Source organism: Microlunatus ginsengisoli, assembly GCF_039537205.1.
GTDB lineage: Bacteria > Actinomycetota > Actinomycetes > Propionibacteriales > Propionibacteriaceae > Microlunatus > Microlunatus ginsengisoli.
In genome coordinates this window covers 1-21,233 of sequence record NZ_BAABAB010000049.1, presented here as the reverse complement: position 1 = coordinate 21,233, position 21,233 = coordinate 1, and the positions used below count along the sequence as shown (strand labels likewise).

General features: G+C 67.4%; 18 protein-coding genes and 1 pseudogene. 6 read left to right on the top strand and 13 right to left on the bottom strand.

Translation table 11 applies throughout. The features are described from left to right. Positions 1–10: 10 nt before the first annotated feature. The gene (locus ABD747_RS26810) at positions 11–1,246 is read left to right on the top strand and encodes a hypothetical protein (protein ID WP_425562574.1); all 1,236 of its coding nucleotides are present in this window, start codon (positions 11–13) and stop codon (positions 1,244–1,246) included. Here ABD747_RS26810 and ABD747_RS22765 read toward each other — a convergent pair. The 11 genes from ABD747_RS22765 to ABD747_RS22715 form a co-directional block, all read right to left on the bottom strand. Further along, on the bottom strand, positions 1,230–2,408 hold the full coding sequence (locus ABD747_RS22765) for an Nramp family divalent metal transporter (RefSeq protein WP_344809205.1): 1,179 nt from the start codon (positions 2,406–2,408) through the stop codon (positions 1,230–1,232). The genes ABD747_RS26810 and ABD747_RS22765 overlap by 17 nt on opposite strands. Positions 2,409–2,483: 75 nt before the next feature. Then, positions 2,484–3,152, bottom strand: a complete 669-nt coding sequence (locus ABD747_RS22760) for a hypothetical protein (protein WP_344808978.1) — start codon at positions 3,150–3,152, stop codon at positions 2,484–2,486. 9 nt (positions 3,153–3,161) lie between these two features. Further along, on the bottom strand, positions 3,162–4,853 hold the full coding sequence (gene groL / locus ABD747_RS22755) for a chaperonin GroEL (RefSeq protein WP_344808976.1): 1,692 nt from the start codon (positions 4,851–4,853) through the stop codon (positions 3,162–3,164). A 56-nt stretch (positions 4,854–4,909) separates the two neighbouring features. Then, positions 4,910–5,935: an NAD(P)-dependent alcohol dehydrogenase gene (locus tag ABD747_RS22750; protein ID WP_344808973.1), complete on the bottom strand. Its 1,026-nt coding sequence runs from the start codon at positions 5,933–5,935 to the stop codon at positions 4,910–4,912. After that, positions 5,932–6,654: an iron-sulfur cluster assembly protein gene (locus tag ABD747_RS22745; RefSeq protein WP_344808971.1), complete on the bottom strand. Its 723-nt coding sequence runs from the start codon at positions 6,652–6,654 to the stop codon at positions 5,932–5,934. Before ABD747_RS22745 ends, ABD747_RS22750 begins: the two co-directional genes overlap by 4 nt. Before the next feature lie 14 nt (positions 6,655–6,668). Continuing rightward, on the bottom strand, positions 6,669–7,721 hold the full coding sequence (locus ABD747_RS22740) for an amidohydrolase family protein (RefSeq protein ID WP_344808969.1): 1,053 nt from the start codon (positions 7,719–7,721) through the stop codon (positions 6,669–6,671). Positions 7,722–7,756: 35 nt separating this feature from the next. Then, positions 7,757–8,131, bottom strand: coding sequence for a propane 2-monooxygenase effector subunit MimD (gene mimD / locus ABD747_RS22735; protein ID WP_344808967.1), 375 nt, complete (start codon positions 8,129–8,131; stop codon positions 7,757–7,759). Continuing rightward, complete coding sequence (locus ABD747_RS22730; RefSeq protein WP_344808965.1) at positions 8,128–9,315, bottom strand: aromatic/alkene monooxygenase hydroxylase subunit beta; 1,188 nt, start codon at positions 9,313–9,315, stop codon at positions 8,128–8,130. Before ABD747_RS22730 ends, mimD begins: the two co-directional genes overlap by 4 nt. 25 nt (positions 9,316–9,340) lie before the next feature. Then, on the bottom strand, positions 9,341–10,381 hold the full coding sequence (locus ABD747_RS22725) for an NADH:ubiquinone reductase (Na(+)-transporting) subunit F (protein WP_344808963.1): 1,041 nt from the start codon (positions 10,379–10,381) through the stop codon (positions 9,341–9,343). A gap of 142 nt (positions 10,382–10,523) precedes the next feature. Beyond that, the gene (locus ABD747_RS22720) at positions 10,524–12,176 is read right to left on the bottom strand and encodes a ferritin family protein (RefSeq protein ID WP_344808961.1); all 1,653 of its coding nucleotides are present in this window, start codon (positions 12,174–12,176) and stop codon (positions 10,524–10,526) included. 103 nt (positions 12,177–12,279) lie between these two features. Then, positions 12,280–12,528 carry a hypothetical protein gene (locus ABD747_RS22715; RefSeq protein ID WP_344808959.1) on the bottom strand — a complete coding sequence of 83 codons (249 nt, stop codon included), beginning with the start codon at positions 12,526–12,528 and terminating at the stop codon, positions 12,280–12,282. Positions 12,529–12,777: 249 nt separating this feature from the next. Between ABD747_RS22715 and ABD747_RS22710 the strand changes: the two genes are divergently transcribed. From ABD747_RS22710 to ABD747_RS22695, 4 genes are all read left to right on the top strand, one after another. After that, entirely contained in the window at positions 12,778–14,568 is a 1,791-nt protein-coding gene (locus ABD747_RS22710; protein WP_344808957.1) for a sigma-54-dependent Fis family transcriptional regulator, read from the top strand. Positions 14,569–14,733: 165 nt separating this feature from the next. Continuing rightward, entirely contained in the window at positions 14,734–15,117 is a 384-nt protein-coding gene (locus tag ABD747_RS22705; protein WP_344808955.1) for an AraC family ligand binding domain-containing protein, read from the top strand. Between the two features lie 110 nt (positions 15,118–15,227). Beyond that, entirely contained in the window at positions 15,228–16,736 is a 1,509-nt protein-coding gene (locus ABD747_RS22700; protein ID WP_344808953.1) for an HD domain-containing phosphohydrolase, read from the top strand. Between the two features lie 113 nt (positions 16,737–16,849). After that, a complete protein-coding gene (locus ABD747_RS22695; RefSeq protein WP_344808951.1) occupies positions 16,850–16,972 on the top strand; it encodes a hypothetical protein in 123 nt (40 codons plus the stop codon). A 41-nt stretch (positions 16,973–17,013) separates the two neighbouring features. On the opposite strand, the pseudogene ABD747_RS26805 reads toward ABD747_RS22695, so the two are convergent. Next, positions 17,014–18,852 (bottom strand): annotated as a pseudogene (locus ABD747_RS26805) (IS481 family transposase). A 132-nt stretch (positions 18,853–18,984) separates the two neighbouring features. Between ABD747_RS26805 and ABD747_RS22675 the strand changes: the two are divergent. Next, a complete protein-coding gene (locus ABD747_RS22675) occupies positions 18,985–19,953 on the top strand; it encodes a zinc-binding dehydrogenase (protein WP_344808943.1) in 969 nt (322 codons plus the stop codon). A gap of 422 nt (positions 19,954–20,375) precedes the next feature. On the opposite strand, the gene ABD747_RS22670 is transcribed toward ABD747_RS22675, so the two are convergent. Next, a partial coding sequence (locus ABD747_RS22670) for an IS630 family transposase (RefSeq protein WP_344808941.1) occupies positions 20,376–21,233 on the bottom strand: 858 nt, incomplete at its 5' end.

Here is a 21,233-nt window from a genome sequence, read left to right as displayed (position 1 = left end):
CGGTGAGCTGATGCGCGGAATGGCCACCCTGCTCCCCGCCACGGCACCCCTCGACGACGGGCCGCCGTCGGGCCGAGTGTTCAAGATCGAGCGTAGCGCGGCCGGGGAGAAGATCGCCTACGTGCGGATGTTCACCGGCTCCGTGATCGCCCGGAGCCGGATCGCGCTGGCGCAGGGCCGGACCGCCAAGGTCGCCGGCCTGCAGCTGTTCACCGACGGACGCTGGGTGCGCACAGACCGGGTCGGTGCCGGACAGATCGGGCGACTGACCGGGTTGTCGAGGGTCCAGGTGGGCGACGCCTTCGGCCGCGCGGACACCACTGAGCACCAGTTCGCCCCACCGACCCTGGAGGCGGCTGTGGCAGCGGTCGATCCGCGGCAGGAACCGCGATTGCAGGCCGCACTGGCGGAGCTGTCGGATGCGGACCCGCTGATCGCCGCCCGGCTCGACGACGACGCGCGGGTCGTCGTGTCGCTCTACGGCCTGGTCCAGCAGGAGGTACTGACCGCCACCCTGTCCGAGGAGTACGGCATCGAGGTCGAATTCTCCGATGCGACAGTGGTCCACGTCGAACGTCCGCGCAGGGTCGGCTCTGCCATCGAGCGGCTCAATACCGAGACGAACCCGTATCACGCCACGATCGGGCTGACCATCGCCCCTGGCGATCCGGGCTCGGGCGTCCGGTTCGTGACCGAGGCGCCGGCGCGCGACATGCCGCTCTACCTTTTCAAGAACCCGACCGCCTTCTCTGCCGCGCTCGAGCGACACGTCGACCGCGCGCTGAGGTGCGGCCTCTACGGCTGGGCGGTCACCGACTGCGTCGTGACGCTCACCGACTGCGGCTACAGCGTCGCCGACGGCCCGCCGTCCAGGCGTGGACCGACCAGCAGCTCCGTGGACTACCGCCAGCTGACGCCGCTCGTGCTGCACCAGGCCTTGCAGCGGGCCGGCACCCAGGTCTGCGAGCCGGTACTGCGGGTGTCGCTCGAGGTCCCGAACGATGACGTCGCCGCCGTGCAGCGCGTCGTGGCCCGGTGGGGCGCCGAAGTGCTCGCCCAGACGACCCGGGACGACCTCAGTCAGATGGAGCTGAGGCTGGTGTCGACCCGGCTACACCAGCTGCAGCTCCAGCTGCCGGACCTGACCGGCGGTGAGGGCACATTGGAGTCGAGGTTCGACAGCTTCGAACCGGTGCGCGGCGCTCCGCCGTCGCGGGCTGCTCGCGCGCTCACGACATCACGGTGAGGGCGATCAAGGTGACGTTGAGCAGCGTGATGACGCCCGCGACGATGGCGGCGACCGCGGTGGTCGACCGCCTGTTGACGAGCGCACCCATCACGTCGCGCCGCCGCGTGAGCAGCACCAGCGGGATCAGCACGAACGGGATGCCGAACGAGAGCACGACCTGGGAGATGACCAGGGCTCGGGTCGGGTCGACACCGGCCGCGATCACGACCAGAGCCGGCGCAAGGGTCACCAGCCGGCGGAGCACGAGCGGAATCCGCCGTTGCAAGAAGCCCTGCATGACGACCTGGCCGGCGAGCGTGCCGACTCCGGAGGCGGCGAAGCCGGATGCGAGCAGGGCAAGCGCGAACAGCACCGCGGCCGGGTGTCCGAGGGCCACCCCGAGTCCGTCGCGCGCAGCCTCGATCGTCTCGACCGGCGGCGATATGCCGGACAGCACCTGGGCCGCCACCACCAGCATCGACAGGTTGATCAGACCGGCGATGCTCATGGCGACCACGACGTCGAGCCGCTGGCTGTGGAGCAGCGCGAGCCGTTCTCGCTCGGTGCCGCGGGCGTAGCGGTTCTGGGTCAGTGCGCCGTGCAGATAGATGACATGCGGCATCACCGTCGCGCCCAGCATCCCGGCGGCGACCATCACGGAGTCGGCGCCGTCGAAGCGCGGCACCAGCCCGGAGGCGGCCGCGCCGGTGTCGATGCCGCCGAGCACCAGGCTGTAGAGGAAGCCGGCCAAGACCACCATCAACATCCCGGTGATCGCCAGCTCGAACGGTCGGGCCCCTCGGCTCTGGACGCCGAGCAGCGCGAAGGCGACCACGGCCGTGATCAGGCCGCCGACGAGCAGCGGCAGCCCGAACAGCAGTCGAAGCGCGATCGCGCCGCCGAGCACTTCCGCCAGATCGGTCGCGACGGCGACGAGCTCGGCCTGCACCCACAGTCCGCGGGTCACCGCGGGGCGGAAGTTGTCGCGACAGAGCTCGGGCAGATTCCTCCCGGTGGCGATGCCGGCCTTGGCCGACAGGTACTGGATCAGCATCGCCATCAGGTTGCTGACGATCACGACCCAGACCAGCAGGTAGCCGAAGCGAGCACCCGCGGTGATGTTCGTGGCGAAGTTGCCGGGATCGATGTAGGCGACCGCGGCCACGAAGGCCGGCCCCAGCAGCGGAAGCGGGCCCCGCACGAACGCGACACCGGCGAGCCGCTTCTTTCGCTGCAGCACGGCGCGGCCGTTGCTTCAGGCGCCCGGGTGGGCTGGACGGTCGAGGTCGAGCAGCTCCAGCTTGTCCAGGTTGGCCTTGGAGCTGAGTTTCAGCTCGTCGAACACCGTCTGTTGCTGCGACTCGATCCGGTCATTGACGAACCCGCTGAGGGCGTACGCGACGGCGCCGGTCTGGCGCACCGTCACCTCGTCCACCAGCGGCTGCCGGACCGAGGTGATGGCGACCCCGCTGGCCGCGCCGGCGGAGTCCTGGGTCACCCCCACGCTGAACCGCTCACGTGGATTGGTGCTGCGATCGGCGTAATGGTCGCGCAGCTGGAGCAGGAGCCGGTGCCACTCCAGCACGCCTGCCTGCGGCTGGGAGGCGGTCAGATCCTCCTCGCTCAACGCGCCGGGCCCGCCGTCGGAGTCGTCACCGGCGAAGCACCGCGCGTAGGACAGCAGCGCCGTCGTCCACACAGCCTCGACCAGCAGTTCGTCCGGGCCGCCCGCACCGGCGGCCGCCAACTCGTTCACCAGTCGTTCGCAGCACCGCAGGACCATCTGCAGCTCATCGAACGTAGCGACCAGCCCGGCCAGGGAGGCCGAGCTCGGGTCGTCCAGCCGGCGGACCGGGGCGCCCAGTGGGCCCGCACCGGCTGACCCCGAACCGGATGGTGCTGCGGAGGATCCGTGCGCCGTCATCTGGACGGATCAGCCGACCGATGGCCCGAGCCCCAGGGACTGCGGCGTGCTGGAGTCCGGCGATGGCTGGTGCAGCCCTTCGTCGAGCTGGCCGAACTCGGTCATCAGCGCCCGGCTGCCACCCCACGGCGTTTGCTCCTCGGCGATCAGGGTGTTCGTGGTGAGCAGCAGACCGGCGACCGACGCACCGTTTTGGAGGGCGGACCGACAGACGCGGAGCGGATCGATGATCCCCATCTCGATCATGTTGCCGTAGCGGCCCTCGAGGGCGTCGAAGCCGTCGTCGACGCCCATCGCCGCCACCTTGGCCACCACCTCGCCACCGGGATAGCCCGCGTTGGTGGCGATCAGGTACGTCGGCTCGGTCAGGGCGCGACGGACGATCTCCACGCCGATGGCGTAGTCGCCCGTCACGTCCAGATCGTCCAGCGCGGGTGCCGCATGCATGAGAGCGACGCCGCCGCCGGCCACGATGCCCTCGGCCATCGCCGCCTTGGTGGCCGACAACGCGTCCTCGACCCGGTGCTGCAGCTCCGCCAGCTCGGCGTTCGTCGGTGCACCGACCCGGATCACGGCCACCCTCCCCGACAGCGATCCGATCCGCTCGCGCAGAACCTCCTCGTCGATCCCGAACTTCGCCCGCTCCAGCTCCGACCGCAGCTGCGTGAGCCGGAACTCGACCGCCTCCGACGAGCCGGCGCCGCCGATGATGGTCGTCTGGTCGGCGGTGACCCGCACCTGACGGGCCCGGCCGAGCTGCTTGAGCGTCATCGTCTCCAGGCTGAATCCGGAGTGCTTGGAATAGACCGCGCCGCCGGTGATCGTGGCGATGTCCTCGAGCTTGTGCAGCCGGCGATCGCCGAAGCCGGGCGCCTTGGTCGCGACGCACCGGAAGATGCCGTTGACGTGGTTGTGCACGATCATGCTCAGGGCCGCACCCTCGACGGTCTCGGCGATGATCACGAGCGGCCGCGGATCGCGCATCACCTTGTCGAGCAGCGGCATCAGCTCCTGGACCTTGGTGATCTTCTCGCTGCAGAGCACGATGTATGGGTCGTCGAGGATCGCCTCGAGGCTGGCCGGATGGGTGACGAGGTAGGGCGAGAGATAGCCGTTGTCGTACTCGAAGCCCTCGACGAAGTCGGCACTGATCCCGTTCACGGCCGACTCCTCGACCGTCACCGTTCCCGACTCGCCGACGGTGTGCAGCGCCTCGGCGAGCACCGAGCCGACGACATCGTCGTTGTTGGCCGAGATCGACGCGACCCGGGCATAGTCCTCGCGGGTGACGACCGGGTGTGCGCTGGCTCGCAGCCGCTCGACCAGGGTGCCTACCGCGAGGTCGACTCCACGCTTGACCAGGACCGGGTTGCCGCCCTGGCCGATGGCGTTGATGCCTTCCCGCACAATCGCGTGGGCGATCACGGTCGCCGTCGTCGTGCCGTCGCCGACGATGTCGTTCGTCTTGATCGCGGCTTCCTTGACCAGCTGGGCACCCATGTTCTCGAACTGGTCGCTGAGATGGATCTCCCGGGCGATCGTGACGCCGTCATTGGTCACCACCGGCGATCCGGTGATCTTCTCCAAGATCACGTTGCGCCCTTTGGGACCCAAGGTCGACTTCACCGCCTCGGCGAGCTGATCGACTCCGGACAGCAGCAGGCGCCTGGCTTCCTCGCCGAAACGCAGATCCTTGGCCATCGGTACTCCTTGCTCCTGTGAGGGTGGTCGTGGGGTGACGTGCTGGGTGCGAGTGGTCAGGGAACGAGGATGGCCCGACCCCGGACGAGGCCGGCGTCGAGATCGTGCAGCGCGTCCGGCGCCGCGTCGAGGGGGTACGTCTTGGTGTGCAGCGTGACCTTGCCCGCCTGGGCCAGGACCATCAGCTCGGCCAGCTCGTTGTAGGTGCCGACGATGTTCCCGATGATGTTGCGCTCGGTGGAGATCACGTCGAGCGTGGGGATCACAAGCGAGCCGCCGTAGCCGATGACGAAGTACGAGCCCGCCGGGCGGGTCATCGCGAAGCCCTGGTTCTCCGCCCCTTCTTCCGCCACGAAGTCGAGCACGACATCGGCACCCAGACCGCCGGTGAGATCCTTCACGCCGTCCACCTGGGTGCCGTCGGCAAGGACCGTGTGGTGCGCGCCGAGCTTCTCCGCGAGCGCGAGCGCGTCGGCGTTGCGGTCCACCACGATGATATTCGTCGCGGTGAGCGCACTCAGGCACTGGATCCCGATGTGCCCGAGGCCACCGGCACCGATCACCGCACACGTCGTCCCCGGATACAACAGCGGGATCGCCTTGCGCACGGCGTGATAGGCCGTGATCCCGGCGTCGGCGAGCGCAGCCACGTCCTGCGGCCTGGTCGACGGCTCCAGCTTGATGCAGGCGCGGGCCGAGGTGAGCAACAGCTCGGCCATTCCGCCGTCGCTGTCCAGCCCGGGGAACACGCTGGCGACGCAGTGCATGTCCTGGCCCGCGCGGCAGGCCCGGCACAGTCCACAGGTCGGCGTCGGGTGCAGGATCACCGTGTCACCCACGGCCACGTTCGTGACGGCCGAGCCGACCTCGTGCACCCAGCCGGCGTTCTCGTGCCCGATGGTGTAGGGCAGCTTCTGGTTCATGGCCTCGGCCCACTGACCGAGGATGATGTGCAGGTCGGTCCGGCAGACGCCGGCGCCGCCGATCTTCACGATGACGTCGAGCGGGCCGGTGACGGTCGGCTCCGGCACCTCCTCGACCACGGGATCGGAGTTGTACGCGTGCAACCGGACGGCCTTCATCGGACCTCCTCCATCTCGCCTTCGCCACGGGTTCGGTATCGGTGTTGCAGCATCCCGCGACAGACACCGGCGTTGGCCTCGATGTTGACGCGGGTCAGCCGGGCACGTCCCAGGTGCAGCGGGAGCGCCGCCGCGGCCACGGCCGCGCCGGTTACGGCGTCGACCAGCAGCGGGGACTCCGGGCTGGACGGCAGACCCAGCTCCGCTCGCCGTTCCTGCAGCCGGGTCCGATCGGCGGACGGCGGAGCGTCGGCGAGGGTCAGGCCGGCGAGCTCCTCGGGCGTACGACCGTCCGCCAGCAGCGGACGGCAGACCCGGTCGGTGCCGGCCAGCACGGCCTTGCGGATGAAGTCGCTCCGGAGAGTGTCCAGCTCGGCCTCGGCCAGACCGTCGAAAGACTGCACGAAGCCGGCCCGCGCCGCGACTCCCCTGTTGATCTCCTCGGACGCGAAGTGGTCATCCAGGACGACCTCCGCGTGCCGAACCCCGTTGACCCGGCTGACTGCGTCGAACGCGTCCGCGACCATCAAGAAGGCGAAGTTGGGTGCGCAGAAGTACGTCGGCAGCCGGAGCCGGACCTGCACGTCCCCGTCCGCGGACACAGTGCACGACGACACGAAGCCGAGAGCCGTGACCGGCTCGTCCAGCTCCGGATCGCGCACCGTGTCGAGCGCGGCGAGGACGGCAGCCTGATCGATCGCGCGGGGCTGATCGATCACGCGTATCTGATCGATCACCCGGGGGCCCCGGCCTCCACCAGCGCCGCGTCGTCCTGGGCGGCCGGAGTGCCGTCGCTGATCTGCAGTTCCGGCGGCACCTCGATCCCGTAGAGCTTTGCGGCGTTCAGTCCCAGGATCTTCTTCTTCGTGTCGACCGTGACCCGCGGATAGTCGGAGAACTCGTCGCTGGGGTAGTCCCAGTCCACGAAGCCCTCGACCTGCCACTTCGGCTCCCAGATGCCGTAGTCGCTGCCGAACGTCATCTTGTCCTCACCGACCCAGAACAAGAGCTCACCCATCACCTTGGCGAAGAACTTCGGTCGAGCGTGCATCAGGCCACCGACGACGACCGACAGGCCGGCATACACGTTCGGCTCCTGGGTCGCCATGAAACAGAAGTCCTCGATCCGTGGCAGCCCCACGTGCTCGACGATGAAGTTGAGCTCGGGGAAGTCCGTCGCCGCGTGATCGATGTCGGAGACGTCGAAGGCGTCCTTGTCCAACGGCCAGATCGTCGGGCCCTTGTGGACATGGATGTTCTTGATCCCCAGCTCACGACACTTGTCGAGATACCGGTACGCCTCCGGATCCTTCAGCGTCCAGCCTCGGGACCCCTCACGCCACTCGGCCGTGTAGAGCTTGACCCCGGTCGAGCCCCACTTCTCGACGTTGGCCTCGAGCTCGGCCAGTCCGGCATCACCGTCGCGCGGATCCCACCTGGTGTTGACGACGAACTTGCCCGGATGCTTCAGCGACAGCGCCCCGTTGCGCTCGGTGGTGTTGAATCCCTCGGTGTACCACTCCTTGAGATAGGTCGGCTGGAAGACCGCGACATCGACGTAGCCGTCCTCGAAGACGTCCTTCATCAGGTCGTCCTCGGAATACTTCTGGAAGTGCTCGATCGTCCAGTGCGTCTCAGGCGGCCCGAGCCCCTGGTAGGCGTGGAAACACTCGATCCAGCCCTTCGCGTAGTTCTCCGCGCCGGGGACCCAGTTCGCCGGGCTGGCGTCCCAGTAGTGCATGTGGCTGTCCACGATGAAGTAGGAGTTGCCGTCCTTCGTGTACAACGAGTCCTCCTCGGGTGTCCTCGCTTGGTGGGTGACTACTTGGAGAGTTCGCTGAGGTCGAAGCCGATGAACTCGGCCGCGTCCTCGGGGTTCGCGAACATGATCGTCCGGTCGTCCTCGTGGATCATCCGGCCGTAGTGGGTCGACATGTTCTCCTCGAACTGGGCCGCGTTGAAGAAGCCTTCTTCCTCACCCAGCGCCTCGGAGATCTCGTCGTAGTCGAAGTCCATCCGGTTGGTGCCGTCCACCCGGATCATCGACGGCAACGGGGTGATCGTCACCCCTTCCTTGCCGCGCATGACTTCCGCCACGACGGCGCCGATCTGGTTGTTCATCAGCGTGACGCCACATCTGTTCGAGGCCGTGTTGTCGGACTTGAACGGACTCTCGGCGGTCTTGAACGTGGTCACTGCGTCAGCTCCTTCGGGATCTGGAGACTCAACTCGGAGAGGATTCCGCTGAAGCGGCTCTTGGCGCGATCGAGACCGTCCTCGAACCGCGGAGGCTTCGCGTCCGGCTGCGACCACAGTGGCTGCAGCTGACGGGCGGCAACGATGGCCTGCGGCACCCAGGTCGAGAGCCAGCCGTCCATGATGGCCTTGTTGTGATCGGCGAACTCCTTGTCGTTCGTCAGCAGCTCGAACATGGCCTTCGTGTAGCGCAGGTCCCGCGAGGCGTAGTCCCACTCACCGGCGCCGACCACGGTGGGAGTGACGAAGTCACCGTTGCCGGGTGCCGCCTGCTGAACGAGGTGGCTGCGGAACAGCTCCCCGACCAGAGGTTCGAATACCACGTTGGCGACGAAGATCGCCTCGGCCCAGTCGTCGATGGCGGTCATGGCCTCGGCCAGCTTGCGGACGCCCTGCCAGGCAGGATCGGCGTTCCAGGTCTCGACGTGGGCCGCTCCGTCGAAGCTCTCGATCTCCTCGCTCAGCGTGAGGTTGTAGAGCGCGAGGTCCTGGGCGAACCGGATCCGGTGCATGCTGTTCACCGAGATGGCGTTGTTGTGCATGTTCGTTGGTGCCCGTCGCTGCGCGTTGGCGAACAGGTAGAGGCCCAGCCCGTGCTCGACGTGCATCCAGGCACCGACGTTGCGTTCGACGAACGTCACCCAGTTCGGGTTCCATTGCTCGAATGCCTTGGTCTCGCGGGCGGTCTCGATGTTGGCGTTGATCTGCCTGACCACGTTGGAGTTGTTGCGATAGAACGTGAGTTCCCATTCCTCGTTGGGATCCCGGAACTCGTGCCAGCCGTGTGCCGGCCACCCGTAGCCGCTCCCGCCGGATCCCGGGAAGCGTTCCGGGTCACCCCTGTCCACTCCCCACGCCTTCAGCACCGTCCAGTCCAGCGGATAGCCGCCCCGGCCGTCGGAGAAGCCGTAGAGCCAACCCTGGGCCAAATAGTGCCGCGGGTCCGGTTGCACCTCGACGGTCACGTCCTCGTAGTGGGACTGCTTGCGCTTCTGCGGCGTGAAGTAGTTGTAGTGGCGCAGGGTCGAGTCAGGGAAGACCTTCGCGCCCGCCTCGGCATCGGTGAACTCCGGCTTCGGCGAGCTCCGCTCGATGGTCTCGGGCTGCTCAAGGGTGTCGGTCATGTTCAGTTCCCTCGCTCTCTTCTCATCACGCCGGACTGGTGGTGGTGAACTTGTCGTAGTAGATGCGCTTCTCGTCCGCACCGAGACGGCTCAGCAGGTCCATTGCCGCCTCGACCATCGGCGGCGGCCCGCAGACGTAGCAGTCGGTCTCGGACAGGTCGGTCTCGTACTTCTCGACGATGTCGGTGATCAGGCCGACCTCGCCGTCCCACTGCTCGCCGTTCCCGGCCTCCGACAGCGCCGGCACATAGCGGAAGTTGGGCAACGACTCCGACAGCGCGTACAACTCTTTCTCGAAGCACAGGTCGCGTTGGGTTCGGGCGCCGTAGTAGTAGGTGGCCTTTCGGGTGCTGCCTCGCTCCGCGAGAGAGCGCAGCACCGCCAGGATCGGAGCCATTCCAGCCCCGCCGCCGACGAAGGCGAGGTCGGAGTCACGTCCGTCCCGCAGCGTGAACACGCCGTACGGGCCGACCAGGTCGAGCCTGTCTCCGACCGCCAGCCCGGTGTCGAGGAAGTGGGAGAACTTGCCGTCGGGATAGACCTTGATGACGAACTCGAGCTGGCCCGACTCCTTGCTCGATGTGTTCGCCATCGAGAAGGACCTGGTCTCCGTCGAGCCGGGGATGGTGATGTCGACGTACTGGCCCGGCCAGAACGCGATCTCGGTCGGCTCGACGAGCTTGAGGACCAGGTGCCGCATGTCGGGCGTGACCGGATCGATCGAGACGACCTCGGCAACCGCCTCCTGGAGGGGATGGCCCGAGCGGAGCATCTCCTCGTCATAGTTCAGCAGCTCGATCGTCACGTCCTCGTAGACGTGCGCCCGGCACAGGAGCGTGAAGCCCTCCTCCTGCTCGAAGTCGGGCAGCGCGAAGGTGGAGTACCGGTCGAGCTCGATGTCGTCGCCGTCCAGCACGAACGACTTGCACGCCGCACATTGACCTTCCTTGCAGCCGTGCATGAGGGTGATGCCCTGAGCCGCCGCCGCCCGCAGCACGGTCTGGTCCTCGTCGACCTCGATCTCGATGCCCACCGGCTCGAACCGGACGACATGCTTGTCCCCCACGAGTCCCCTCTCACTTCGCCCCTGATTACCGGCAGTGCCGAAACCGGCCGTGGGCCCGCCGCGCGTGCTGACCGCGCGAACGGTCGCGCGTGCGCCGAGCCCTCGTCCGTCCTGGAACCAGCTTTCAGATCAGGCCTGCGGATCAGGCGTCGGCGGGAGCGGGCCGGCCAGCCGGTCCGCCCTTGATGTAGTTGGCGTGGAAGGCCTGCTGCTCCTCGGGTGTCATCTCGTTCAGCAGCACGTTCGGGCTCTGCAGCGGAGGCATCCGGCGCAGGTGGTCGAGGTTCCACATCTTCTTCGGATCCAGGTTCAGATGCGGCTGTGCGACCAGCGTGTAGCCGTCGTCGCGGACATACCCCATGTCCGACACCACGTCCGCCCAGTTCCAGCCGTGGTAGAGGGTCTCCCACTCCCGCTTGCCGATCAGCTGGCCCATGTTCGGTGTCTCACGGCCCTGGTACGTCGGCCGGAACGCCTCGACGTCGGTCCAGCGACAGGCCTCGTGGCAGTACGTCCGCATCTGGCCGTCGACCTCGGCCATCACCATGTCCTCGCGGACCAGGCACGGCACCATGCAGGTCCAGCAGCGGTGTGGGTACTGGTAGTCGACGTCCTCGGCCACGATCGGGTGGTGCCCGTTCGGGGTCGACAGACGCGCGTAGTTCTCCCACCACTTGCCGTACTTGTCGTACCAGCCCGGGTACTTGTACTCGAACCACTCGAAGTCCTTGTCGGTCATCGGGTCCATCCGCCAGTAGTTGGCGAGCCAACCGGTGCAGAAGAACTGGGCGACCTCGTGGACGTAGCCCTTGTTCCAGATCTGGTTCCAGGCCTCCTCGATCAGGTCGTGCGGGATGACCAGGCCGTACTTCTCCAGAGGCACCAGATAGCTGCGGTAGTAGTCGTCGTAGATCCAGCGGCGCCACATCTCCGCGTAGCTCTCCCGGTCCTTGCGACGGTCCTTGGTGCCGTACTCGATGAAGGTGCCGATCGCGGCGTCGACGACGCGGTGATTGTTCCACCATGCGTAGCGCAGGTCCCGCTCGAGCAGCTGGTGGTTTCCTTCGTCGGCCAACGCCATCAGCAGCGTCGCGTAACCGTTGCTGATGTGCCGCGACTCGTCGGACTGGACCGAGTGGAAGACCGTCGGCAGCAGGTAGTCGCCGTTTGCCGCCGCTTCGGCCGGCATGGCGACGAACAAGGTGTTGGTGAAGGCGGTCTCGGCAACGATCGTCAGGTAGATGCTGGCAGCCGTGATGGCGTCGCCGGTGATGAAGCCCTCGGCGAACTGGCGGCCGATGGTGCCGCAGTAGTCGTTCTGGAAGTTGCGCAGGCTGCTGTTGAAGCCGGCGGGGTCGATGTAGTTGTTCATGTAGAGGCGCTTCAGGTTCTGCTGGATCGTCGAGTGCCTCACCTCGTCGATCATCTGGATGGCCTGGCCGTTGTGCAGCTCGGGGTTCGGCACGGTCCGGAAGAGCAGAGGCATCGCCCGCGCGGCAGAGATCTCAGGCAGCGGGATGATGCTCAGGAACAACTTCTGCCACTCCAGCCAGCGTTCCTGCACCTGGCGGAACATGTTGCCTCGGATCGCCCCGTCTGCCGCGCCGTAGACCCGGTGATCCTTCTCTTCCTGCATGGGGAAGTACGACCGCAGAACCTGCTTCAGCGGGTCCTTCTTCTTGGCCTTGGCGAACGTGTAGTCGGTCCCGTACTGGGAAACCGGCTCATGGTAAAGAGGCTCCCAGGCCAGCTCTTGGATCTTCTCGTGAGCCTTGGCCACGCTTTGGCGAGTCACCACAACTCCTTCCGCTTGGATCCGGTGGTTCCGTCATCTCAAGTCAAGCCCGAGAACCGGCGCCGACGGGTCTCACATTGAGACGAGACAACCCCCGTGCTCGTCAGTCCTCGTCGAACATCACCCGTCTGATCTCGGCCAACTGTGCACGCACGTCCCGCATGACCTCCCGGTTGCCCTCGGCGGCCGGCTGGATCCCGAGCGCCAGCAGGAGGGCGGCCGCCGGCGGGCCCGGATCGCCGGTCTCACCGAGGACAGGGTGCAAACCCTGATCACTGAGATGCGTGAAGACCAGATTGACGACGCTCCAGGGGTTGTAGCTCTCCGGCTCCGATGGATCGTCCTCGCTCATCTCGCGCCTCCATCGCCGTGGCCCTCCGACCCCACAGCTGCGGGGCGTCCGTGGCGATGCCGACCACGCTAATCTCCGGACCCCCGAACGCTGTCTCAATCTGAGACAGCAGCGTCGTCCACATTCCGTAGGCTCACCAAGTGGACCGGGCACTCGACCGCGCCTATCGTGAAAGGTGACCGACGGGGAACGGCGGTCCGTCGGTCGGGAACATCACTGGCCTTGGGGGTTTGTTTGACGCCGACGTCAATGTCACGAGATCGGCCCGCGCCTGCCCAAGAGGTGGTCGCGGCGAACCGGGTCCGATTCCTGACCGCGGAGACGCCTGAGCCTCGGACCGTCCGGGACACCATCCTCGCGTCCTGGCGACGCTCCGTCGAGATGCAGGTGGCTGCGGACAAGATCGAGATGCACTTCGAACCCGAGGTCCATCTGGACACCCGACTCGCCCGGAGCGCCCGTCCGGTGCTGCGAGGTCTGAGCGAACGGTTGCAGGGACAGTCCGTCAGCGTCATCCTCACCGATCACAGTGGCCTGGTGCTGAGCCGGCTGACCGGCGACAGTGAGTTGGAACGCCACCTCGACCGGGTCCTGCTCGCGCCCGGATTCAGCTACGCGGAGAAGTTCGTCGGAACCAATGGCATCGGTACGGCGCTGGAGGTGGGTGGGCCGGCCCACGTCTTCGGCCACGAGCACTATGCCGAGAATCTCGAGGACCTCGCCTGCGCGGGGGTTCCGATCCACCACCCGGTCACCGGAAGGCTCGTCGGCGCGGTGGATCTGACCTGCTGGCGCAAGGATGCGGGCTCGTTGCTGCTGACCCTGGCGAAGACCACCGCTGAGCAGATCAAGCAGGCCCTGCTGGCCGACGCCAGTGCGTCGCAGCTGGAGCTCTTCCAGGAGTACCTCCGCGTCTGCAGTCGCCGAACCGGGATCGTGCTCGCCCTGAGCAGCGATCTGATCATGATGAACGAGCGCGCCCGAACGTCATTGGCTCCGGCGGATCAGGCGACATTGCTGGCCGAGGCGTCCGAGGCACTGACCCGGGAAGGCCGCGGCGCGATCGTGGTGGAGCTGCCCTCCGGTCCGGTGGCGCGGATGTACTGCCGCCGGGTCGGAAGCGGTGACCACTCGTCGGGCGTCGTCGCGCATGTGGTGCTCGACCAGGCCACGAGCCCAGCGTCGATGGCTCGAAGTGCGATGCCCCGGATCCCGCTGCCCAGCCTGGTGGGCACCGGGCCGCCGTGGCTGCACGCCTGCGAGGAGGTCGAACGGGTCTTCCGCTCCGGCGAGTGGCTCGCGGTCGAGGGCGAACCCGGTGTCGGCAAGCTCGCCGTCCTGCGCGCCGTGCAGCTGCGTCGCCAGCCCGTCGGCCGCTTCGTGCTGGTGGAGGCGCGGGATGCAGGCCGCCAGCCGAGTTGGTTGCAGTCGCTTCGCGAGACGCTGCTCAGCACTGACAGCGTCGTGATCGCGCACGTCGACACGCTGGACGCGACCCGGCTGCGCGGCGTCGCGTCGGCGCTGCACGACGCCCGGGCAGCTCGGCGGAAGCCGCTGTGGATCGCCGTGACGCTGGGCAGCGCCAAGAACACCAAGAAGCTCCAGCAGCTGCTCCAGCTGTTTCCGAGCACGATCGAGATACCACCGTTGCGGCTCCATCTCGACGACTTGTCGGTGCTGGTTCCCCTGTTCTTGTCCAAGCTGAGTCAGGGCGCCCACTTGTCCTGCTCGCCGGAGGCCATGCGGCTGCTGATGCGGATGTCGTGGCCCGGCAATGCCGAGCAGCTCCACCGGGTGCTGTCCGAGGTCGTCCAGCGGCGCCGCACCGGATGCATCGAGCCCGAGGATCTCCCGCCCGAGGTACACGCGGTGAGTCGTCGCGTGCTCAGCCATATCGAAGCGATCGAGCGCGACGCCATCGTCAAGTCCCTGGCCGATGCCAACGGGAACAAGGTGCAGGCCGCCCGAGCGCTCGGAATGTCCCGCGCGACGATCTATCGCAAGATCCACGATTTCGGAATCGTCGCGCCCAGGTCCTGATCCGGCGAGACCCGCCCGCTGACCTGCACCGAGGCCGGTGACCCGGAGCAGACGGCTGTCCGGATGGCGACGATGGGGCATCTGCCCCATGCTCGAGTCTTCCCTGCCCACCTAGCGTGCGATCTCGTCGGGCAACCCGGCCCGGAACCGTGAGGGGAGCAGGAGATGGCAACCACATCACCGAGCAATCTCGAGCCAGCCGACTTCGGTCAGGTCGAGATCGCGACCACCGAACTCGACGGCTACACCGTGAACCTGCTGCATGTCAAGCAGCCCGTGGACATGAGCATCATGCTCAGGGGCCTACCGGGCGACATCTGCCACTGCCCGCATTGGGGCGTCGTGACCGAGGGCCGGATGACCGTGCGCTACGCCGAGCACGAGGAGGTCGTCGGGGCCGGCGACGTGTTCTACATGCCGCCCGGGCACGTCCCGACGTACGACATCGGCACCCGGCTGATCCAGTTCAGCCCGACCGAGGAGATGCGGATCGTCGACGAGGCGATCATGCGCAACCATCGCCTGCTCGCCGGTGCCGGTCCGGCGTAGCCTGACAACGGACGTACGCCTGCTGATGGGTGGGGTGACCTGCGACGACTGCCGCGACCTCGGGGGGCGAGCTTCGGCTCGCCGAGCTGCTGGCCGCACTGTCGCTCGGCGTGGACCTCGGCTTCGACCAGCCGATGGAGCACGTACTGCGCCAGACGGTGATTGCGATGCGGCTGGCCGAGCGGCTCGGGGCCGATGACCTGCGTTCGACGCTGTACTACACCTCGCTGCTGGTGGACGTGGGCTGTCACGCCGACGCGCACGAGCAGGCCAAGTGGTTCGGCGACGACATCGCGCTGCGGGCGGGCAAGTACCGGCACGACCTCCGCGGCCTGCGTGGCCTGGCGTCGGGCGTGGCGATGCTCGGGTCGAGCCAGCCGCCGCTGCATCGGGTCCGGGTCGGTCTCGCGTTCGCGACCGTGGGGCATCGCGAGCTGGACCGGATGATCGAAGGGCACGCGAGACTTGCCCGCAGCCTGGCGGAACGGCTCGGGCTCGATCCGGACACGTGCGACGCGGTCTCCGCGTCGTACGAGCGCTGGGACGGGCGCGGCTGGCCCGGGCGCCTGCGGGGAGAGCAGATCCCGCTCGCCTCCCGGCTGGCCCAGCTCGCCGAGCACGTCGAGGTGGCCCACCGACTCGGCGGCACGCGCGCGGCGCTCGCCCTGGCACGCAGCCGAGCCGGCACCCAGTTCGACCCGAGCCTGGTGGCCTCGCTCGCCGCCCACGCCGAGGTGATCTTCGCCGGGGTCGATCGCGCCCGCAGCTGGGATCGGGTGATCGAGTCCGAGCCCGAGCTTCGCCGTCGGCTGGTCGGGCCCGAGGTCGACCTGGCCCTCGGCGCCGTGGCCGACTTCGTCGACCTCAAGTCGCCCTACACCCTCGGCCACTCCCGGCAGGTCGCCGAGCTGGCCGGGGCGACCGGGCGGGTGCTGGGGCTGCCGGACCAAGAGGTCGTCACGCTCCGCAGAGCCGGCCTGGTGCACGACTTCGGCCGGCTCGGGGTGTCCAATGGCATCTGGGACAAGCCGGGTCCGGTCGGCACCGGGGAGTGGGAGCGGATCCGCCTCTACCCGTACTTCACCGAACGGATGCTGGTCCAGTCGGCGACTCTCGCGCCGCTGGCGGCGTTGGCCGTCCAGCACCGCGAACGGCTCGACGGCTCGGGCTATCCTCGCGGCACGGGCGCGGTCTCCCTCACCGTCGCGTCGCGGGTGCTGGCCGTTGCGGACAGCTACCGCACCTTCCGCGAGCCGAGGCCGCACCGCCCAGCACTGGGCCCAGAGGCCGCGACCACCCGGCTGCGGGCGGAGGCGAGGGCCGGTCGACTGGACGCCGACGTGGTCGAGGCGTTGCTGTCCGCTGCCGGGCAGACCACGGTTCGGCGCCACAGTGCGCCCGCCGGGCTGTCACCGCGCGAGGTCCAGGTTCTGCAGCTGATCGCCCGCGGGCTGTCCAGCCGCGAGATCGCCGGCCGGCTGACCATCTCGCCCAAGACGGTGCGAAACCACACTGAGCACATCTACGCCAAGACCGGCATCGTCAATCGGGTGACCGCGAGCCTCTACGCCACCGAGCATGGCCTGACGTCGGCCGACCTCGACGAGGAGCCGGCCTGAGGTCGGCGAGACGTCTGGACGTGCGAGCAGCGCTGACGCAAATTGAGACGTCCGCCGGCGCGGCAGAGCCTAGGGTTCGACAGGCGTGCTCCTGCGACGGAAAGGATCGGCAGATGAAGGCGCTTGTGTACCACGGACCCGGCAGCAAGGCATGGGAAGACGTACCCGATCCGGAGATCGAGAGTCCTACGGACGCCATCGTGGCGGTGGAAACGACCACTGCCTTGGATCAGTAGGTTCTTGACGATTCTGTGTCAGGACCTGGTTGACACTTCGCCTAGGGAATTGTTGTAGCGGTCCGCGGCCGCTGTCCTTTGATGCTACGCACCGCCTTGTCGGTTGTCCGTCGCACGATCCGGGTTTCAGCGTCGGGCAGCTCGATGGCCACGGTGGTTTCGGACACGTGCACGGTGACGGTGTGGTGGGCGAATTGGCGGCCCAGCGCGATCTTCTGGCCGGCCACCATGATCACCCCGGTGTTGGAGGCGCGGCGTTGCGCGGTGACCGGTTCGGTCGACGTCGGGGGACCGGGCCGGGTGGCCGTCCGCGTTGCAGCAAAGCTGCCTCACCGGGTTCGAGCGGGTTCGGCCGGGTGCGGAGCAGCTCCCGGGTCTCTGGGTCGAAGAACAGCAACGGGCAGCCTTCCTCGATATAGATCCCGACCCGGCGCCCGGCCAGCATCCACGCCGCCAACACGACGCGCTTGCCCAGCGACACCATGCCGTTGTTCGCGACGGTGCGTTCGACCTCGAAGATCGTCCGGTGGGACCTGCTGCCGGGACCGCCGTGGGAGGCGAGCGGCGGCGGGCCGGCCGGCACCGCACCCTTGACCGCGAGCGCGTCCAGGTCAGCGGTACTGAACCGGGACCGCAGCGACTTGACCCGCCGCCCACCGATCGACAGGTGCACCCAGTCGCAATCGATCCAGAACCGCACCAGCTGACCGGCCCGGGCCGGGCCGAGCCAGAACTGTTGCCGACGCAGCCACATGTTGCCCGACGGCGGCACCACCAGATCCAGCTCGACCGGCCCGCCCGGGCGCGGAACCACCGTCACCGGGCTCGGGTTGGGGTCGACCGACCGGTCCGGCTCGGCCGATGACACGGCGACGATCTCGAGCGTGGTCGGCAGCCACAGCTCCAGCCCGCCAGGATCGGCCGGGGCGAACCGGTCCGCCGGCACCACCGGCACCTTGGGGTCGAGCGCTTGGTGCGGCCGTTCGGCGTTGTAGTTGGCCACCCAGGCATCGACCGCGGCCTGAGCGGCGATCAGCGACACGAACGGGCCCAGCTCGGTGATCTCGGGCCGGAACGTGCCGTGGAACCGTTCCACCTTGCCGTTCTGGTTTGGGCGACGCCGGCGCGGTCAACCGGTGGGTGATTCCGTTGCGGCGGCAGATCTTGTCGAACAACACCTCACCCCGCGACGGGCCATACCGGTTGAACCGGTCGGTGAACTGCTTGCCGTTGTCGGTGATCACCTCCTCCGGCACCCCGAACCGCGATAGCGCCTCGGCGAACGCCAAACACACCGCCCGGCCGGTGGCCCGCTCGACCACCCTCGCCATCACACAGAACCGGGAATGGTCATCGACCCCGGTCACGATCTTCGCGTCGCGCAGTTCCCCGGTCAGCGGGTTTACCAAGGAGATGCCACCCACGATGTCAATGCCCCACAGCTGCATCGGGCCGGGACGCTCGAACCGGATGAACGAGTCCCGGGGACGCTTCCGCGGCCGCGGCTTGACCAGCCCGTGGCGGCGCAGGACCCGGTTGATCGTCGACGTCGACGGCACCTGCCCCACCGGCAACGCCTGTTCGGCATGCCACGGCGGCCCGGTCCGCAACAACTCCAGCCGGATCCGGGCAGCGCCCCATCGCGGATGCTCCCGCCGCAACTCCAGGACTGCCCGCTCGACCGGCTCCGGCGACTGATGCGGACACGACCCCGGCCGCGACGACCGATCCGCCAAACCCGCGACACCGGATGACAGATACCGGCCCAGCCAGACATGCACCGACTGCCGCGACACCCCGACCTGCGCGGCGACCTCGGTCACCGACGCCCCCGCCAACACCGCCCGAACCGCATCCAACCGCCGCTCGACCACCGACAACGCAACCAGAGCCATCCCCGGCCTCCCAGTCCAACGACGTCGCGGAACATCGCCGACCACGAGGCCGCAATCACGACTCGGTGTCAAGCACCTACCGACACAAGACTGTCAAGCACCTACCGGGACAGGACAGTGGAAACGACCACGATCTGCGGAACTGATCTGCACATCCTCAAGGGAGATGTCCCGACGGTCGAACGCGGCCGCGTTCTCGGCCATGAGGGCGTCGGCGTCGTCGTCTCGGTCGGAGCAGACTGCGAGAAGGTGAAGGTCGGCGATCGAGTGATCATCTCGTGCATCACGAAGTGCGGGACCTGTGAGTACTGTCGCGCGGGGCTCACGTCGCACTGCCAGACGGTCGGCGGCATCGGCTGGATCTTCGGTCATCTGATCGACGGGACTCAGGCCGAACTGGTGCGCGTCCCGTTTGCCGACACCGGCCTCATTCCGCTGCCGAGCGGGGTGTCGGCGGAGCAGGGCACCATGCTCAGCGACATCCTGCCGACCGGCTACGAGATCGGCGTGCTGAACGGATCCGTCGGTGAAGGCGACGTGGTTGCCGTGATCGGCGTCGGACCGGTCGGGCTGGCAGCCGTGATGACCGCGGCCTCAGCCGGCGCGTCCAAGGTCATCGCCGTCGACGGCAACAAGTTCCGGCTGGAACAGTCCCGCGAGTTCGGCGCGACCGACACGGTCGACGTCGGGTCCGGCGACGACATCGTCACGGAAGTGAAGGAGCTGAGCCGCGGCAAACTGGGCGTCGACGTGGCGATCGAGGCGGTCGGTCTGGGAGCAACCTTGCGTCTCGCGCTCGACTGCGTTCGACCCGGTGGACACGTCGCCAACATCGGTGTTCACGGCGAGAGTGTCGAGCTGCCACTCGAGCGGGACTGGATCAACAACCTGACGATCACCACGGGTCTGGTCAACGCCACGACGGCACCCCAGTTGCTCGAGGCGATCCAGCGCGGTGACATCGCGCCCGAGAAGTTCATCACGCATCGATTCACGTTCGACCAGTTCGAGGCCGCGTACACCACCTTCGCGAACGCGGCTGACGAGCATGCGCTCAAGGTCATCGTCGCCCGCTCGCAGGGTTGACCGAGGAGGTTTGGTCTCGCCGCAGCTCCGAGGGTCGATCCCAACGTCCCCTGGTGGTGGCGGAGGCGGCGGAATTTGAACCCGCGAGAGGGTTTGTGCCCTCAACCCGCTTAGCAGCTCTGGCAGGACTTCAATTGCTGGTACGGGCGGACCGCGTTGCGGTTAGGCGGGTGAACGGTGAACCCACCTGAACGCGGGCGCTCTAGCTAGCTAGCGCGTATTGAGACCACGATTGAGACCGCTCCCCGATGGTCTGACTCGTCAACCACCTCTTTGGAAGTCTTTTTCGATGATCGCGCGCGAGCACGCCGGACCCTGGCAACCATTTGTCAGTTGGACGGATGCGCCCAGAAGCCCCCGATGGGTCAGATTGGCGTCGTTCCAATGCCGGTTTTCGGTCATCAGCCGGTGGTAGAACACCGCTAGTGGCGTGTTAGTGAAGTCTTCTTACGTTCGATTTTGGTGAGGATCTGGTTTGGTGTCTTGGTCCAGATGAAGGGGTGTCGGCGGTTGTTCCAGCCGTTGATGAAGTCGCGGATCTTGCCGGTCAGTTCGCGGACGGAGCGGAAGGTGCCGCGGCGGATCGCTTGGCGTTCGATGATCCCGAACCAGACCTCGACCAGGTTCAGCCAGGATCCGGAGGTCGGGGTGAAGTGCACGTGGATCCGCGGGTTCGCGGCGAGCCAGTCGCGGACCTCGACGCGTTTGTGGGTGGCGTAGTTGTCCATCACCAGGTGCAACTCCACCTCGGGGTAGGCGCGGGCGACGTGTTTGAGGAAGGCCAGGAACTCCTGGTGGCGGTGCCGTTGTTTGCACAACCCGGTGACCTTCCCGGTCGCGATCTCCAACGCCGCGAACAGCGTGGTGGTGCCGTGCCGGACGTAGTCGTGGGTGCGTTGCTCGGCATGATCGGGCTGCATCGGCAACACCTTTTGGGTCCGGTCCAACGCCTGCACCTGGGACTTCTCGTCCACACAGAGCACGACCGCGTTCGCCGGCGGGGCCAGGTAGAGCCCGACCACGTCGGTGACCTTCCCGACCAGTTCGGGATCGGTAGAGAACTTGAACGTCTCCGCCTGATGGCGCTCACTGAAAATCCGACTTGTATTGGTTGCAGCGGTGACGCGGGTCGGGTCGGCTGCCCGTAGCGTCTCGTAGGACACCGGGCGGGCTGACTCGTGAAATTCCTGCCGCTTTCGGGCTGGCTCTAGCCTCGTGATTTCGCCTGGTGGGGGTGTGTTCGGCGTGTAACGCGCGGAAGTGCCTGTCCTGCTTGGAAG

What these genes read in the sequence shown, in the direction of transcription:
- ABD747_RS22695 (WP_344808951.1), top strand. Translation starts at nt 16,850, where the DNA reads ATGAAGGCGCTTGTGTACCACGGACCCGGCAGCAAGGCATGGGAAGAC.
- ABD747_RS22760 (WP_344808978.1), bottom strand. Translation starts at nt 3,152, where the DNA reads ATGACGGCGCACGGATCCTCCGCAGCACCATCCGGTTCGGGGTCAGCC.
- ABD747_RS22710 (WP_344808957.1), top strand. Translation starts at nt 12,778, where the DNA reads ATGTCACGAGATCGGCCCGCGCCTGCCCAAGAGGTGGTCGCGGCGAAC.
- groL (WP_344808976.1), bottom strand. Translation starts at nt 4,853, where the DNA reads ATGGCCAAGGATCTGCGTTTCGGCGAGGAAGCCAGGCGCCTGCTGCTG.
- ABD747_RS22750 (WP_344808973.1), bottom strand. Translation starts at nt 5,935, where the DNA reads ATGAAGGCCGTCCGGTTGCACGCGTACAACTCCGATCCCGTGGTCGAG.
- ABD747_RS22715 (WP_344808959.1), bottom strand. Translation starts at nt 12,528, where the DNA reads ATGAGCGAGGACGATCCATCGGAGCCGGAGAGCTACAACCCCTGGAGC.
- ABD747_RS26810 (WP_425562574.1), top strand. Translation starts at nt 11, where the DNA reads ATGCGCGGAATGGCCACCCTGCTCCCCGCCACGGCACCCCTCGACGAC.
- ABD747_RS22730 (WP_344808965.1), bottom strand. Translation starts at nt 9,315, where the DNA reads ATGACCGACACCCTTGAGCAGCCCGAGACCATCGAGCGGAGCTCGCCG.
- ABD747_RS22705 (WP_344808955.1), top strand. Translation starts at nt 14,734, where the DNA reads ATGGCAACCACATCACCGAGCAATCTCGAGCCAGCCGACTTCGGTCAG.